This is a genomic window from Elioraea sp. Yellowstone (assembly GCF_006704265.1).
GTDB lineage: Bacteria > Pseudomonadota > Alphaproteobacteria > Acetobacterales > Acetobacteraceae > Elioraea.
The window spans coordinates 1-2,962 of record NZ_VIKA01000242.1 but is presented as its reverse complement, the minus strand read 5'-3'; the positions used below and the strand labels follow the sequence as shown (position 1 = coordinate 2,962).

2 protein-coding genes and 1 pseudogene are annotated in these 2,962 nt (G+C 75.4%); all 3 read left to right on the top strand.

Translation table 11 applies throughout. The features are described 5' to 3' along the window. A partial coding sequence (gene tssG / locus FK498_RS18235; RefSeq protein ID WP_141857071.1) for a type VI secretion system baseplate subunit TssG occupies positions 1–984 on the top strand: 984 nt, incomplete at its 5' end. After that, positions 981–2,522 carry a class I SAM-dependent methyltransferase gene (locus tag FK498_RS18230; RefSeq protein WP_141857069.1) on the top strand — a complete coding sequence of 514 codons (1,542 nt, stop codon included), beginning with the start codon at positions 981–983 and terminating at the stop codon, positions 2,520–2,522. The genes tssG and FK498_RS18230, both read left to right, overlap by 4 nt. A 205-nt stretch (positions 2,523–2,727) precedes the next feature. After that, positions 2,728–2,962, top strand: a pseudogene (locus FK498_RS18225) (hypothetical protein); the annotation flags it as partial.

Here is a 2,962-nt window from a genome sequence, read left to right as displayed (position 1 = left end):
CCGCTCGGCGGCGATGCCGAGCCCGCGCGCGAGGTCGCGCGGCTTGCGAGCGTGCCGAGCCTCGCCTTCCCGGCCGCCGAGCTCGCCTCCTTCCGCGCCGGCGAGGAGGGCGGCCCGCCACGCCTCGGCGTCACCTTCCTCGGCCTGGTCGGGCCAGGCGGCATCCTGCCGCGGCACTACACGGAGATGGCGATCGCGGCGACGCGCGCGCGTTCCACCGCGCTCGCCGACCTGCTCGACCTGTTCACGCATCGGCTGCTCTCGCTCTATGCGCGGGCGGCGGTGAAGTACCGCCACGCGCGGCTGGCCGAGGCGACGCCGGCGGGCGGCAGCGATCCGGTGACGCGCGCGCTGCTCGCGGTGATCGGCCTCGCCACGCCGGGGCTCGCGGGCCGGCTCGGGGTCGCCGATGCCGTCCCGGTCTTCTATGGCGGACTGTTCGCGCAGTCGCCGCCTTCGGCGGCGCGCATCGAGGCGATGGTCTCGGACCTGCTCGGCCGTCCCGTCAGGGTCCTGCAGTTCGTCGGCGCCTGGGTCGACATCCCGATCTCAGAACGGACCCGTCTGCCCGGCCCGGGCTTCGCGCCCGGCGCGCATGGCCGGCTCGGCGTCGATGCTGCGGTCGGTGTCCGTGCCTGGAACCCGCAGGCCGCATTCCGGCTGCAGCTCGGCCCGCTCGACGCGGCCGCCTTTGCCGCCCTGCTGCCCGGCGGGCGGCTGCTCGACGACCTCGTGCATCTGGTGCGCGGCTATGTGGGGCCCGCCATCGACTTCGCCGTCAATCCGCTGGTCGCGCCGGAGGCGGTGCCGCGGCTGGTGCTCGGCGGCACGGGAACGCCGCCGCGCCTGGGCTGGACCACCTGGCTCGGCCTGCGCGACGATCCGCGCCCGGCGGGCGAGGCGGTGTTCCAGGCGCGCGCGGTGGAGGCGATGGCGCGCGCCCGGTCAGTCTCCGCCGGGGTGGCACGAAGGGAAGGGGCATGAGCGGCTGGAGCGGCGGCTACGTCTCGGACATCGACTACCTGCCCTGGTTCTTCCCGCTCCAGGCCCCCGCGCATCTCGGTCTCGCCCTCGCGGTCGCCGGCGTCGAGCATGCGATGGCGGCCGAGGACTTCGCCTTCTGCGATCTCGGCTGCGGCGTGGGGCTCACGGCGGGCGCGATCGCTGCGGCGAACCCGCGCGCGCGCGTCTGGGCCGTGGACTTCAACCCCGGCCACATCGCGCTCGCCCGCGCGCTCGCCACGGAGGCCGGGCTCGCCAACATCGCCTATATCGAGGCCGACTTCGCCGAACTTGCGGCCGCCCCGCCGCCCGAGATGCCGCGTTTCGACTGCGTCAGCCTGCACGGCGTCTGGGCCTGGGTGTCGGATGCGACGCGCGCGGCGATCGTGCGCTTCCTCGCCCGCCAGGTGAAGCCGGGCGGAGTGGTGCATGTCGGCTACAACGCGCTGCCCGGCTGGCAGGAGATGATGGGGCTGCGGCGCCTGCTCGCCGAGGTCGGCGCGACGGTCGCCGGCCGCAGCGACCGGCGCATCGAGGCGGCGATGGCGGTGGCGCGCGATCTCAACGCGGCGAATGCGCGCCACCTCAAGCGCTCGCCCTTCGTCCAGCGCGTGCTGAGCGCCGAGCGCAGCCTTCCTGCGATCTATCTCGCGCACGAGTACCTGAACGAGAACTGGCGGCCGATGTTCCACGCCGAGGTGGCGGCCGCGCTGGCGGAGGCGAAGCTCAGCTTCGCCGCGGCGGCCGAGCTGCCCGAGAACTTTCCCGATCTCTGCCTCGACGAGGCGCAGCGCGCGGTGATCGAGCGGCTGCCCACCGAGGCGGCGCGCGAGACGGCGAAGGATCTCTGCGTCGAGCGCGCCTTCCGCCACGACATCTTCGTGCGCGGGCCCCGCCCGCTGACGCCGGCGCGGCGCCACACGATCCTGTCGGGCGCCATGCTCGCGGCCGTCCGATCCGGCGAGGACCCCGTCTACGAGGTCGAGGTGCCCGGCGGCAAGGCGACCCTCTCCCAGGCGGCCTACGAGCCGGTGTTCGCCGCCCTGGCCGAGCGGCCGCGCACCGCGGGAGAGCTTGCCGCGATCGCCGGCCAGGGCGGCACGCCGACCGCCCCCGCCGAGATCCTCGCGATGCTGATCGCCTCGCGCCAGGCCGTGCATGTCGCCTTTCCGGAGGCGGCGCCGGCCGAGGCGGCGCGGCGCTGGGGGGCGGCGCTGGCCCGCCGCTTCGCCTTCGGCGAGCCGACCGGCTCACTGGTGCTGCCGAGCCCGCGGCTCGGCAACGGCCTGCCCGCCTACGCCGCCGAACTGCAGGTCTATGCCGCGTTGTCCGCCGGCTGCGCACCGGAACCCGGCATGGTCGCGGACTGGATCGTCGGCGAGGTCACGGCGCGCGGCGAGCACGTCACCCTGGAGGGCCGCCGGCTGGCCCCCGACGAGGCGCGCGCCAGCGTCGCCGAGACCGCCAAGGGCGTGCTCGACCATCGGCTGGCCGTCTGGCGCCGGCTCGCGATTGTCTGAGGCCCGGAGCACAACGCCTTGACCTTGTTGCTCTCGGGTATCGCGCGGGGCGGGGCGGCCGCGCGCCAAAACGACGCCGATGCCAGTCCGCGAAGGTCGCACCTCCGGCGGGCTGGTACGAGGGGTCGGTCGTCGTGGCAGGCCCGGGGCCTGTGGGGTAGACTGGCGCCGACCCATGACTGACCCGATCCAGGGGAGGAATGAGATGCGACGCACCACCATCGCCGGAACCGTCGCCGGCGCCGCCGCCCTGGTGCTGATGCTGACCCAGGCGCCGGCCTCCGCCCAGCCGCGCGACCCGACCGCGACCGACATCATCGATGCGCTCAGGCCGAAGCCGGGGCTGAACGCGCCGGCGACCCGCGGCATCCGCCCGGTCTCGCCGCAGCCCGCGCCGGCGACCCAGCCCGCGGCCGCCCCGCCCGCGGGCGACCTCCGGC

Coding starts and splice junctions, on each gene's coding strand:
- FK498_RS18230 (WP_141857069.1), top strand. CDS start 981: ATGAGCGGCTGGAGCGGCGGCTACGTCTCGGACATCGACTACCTGCCC.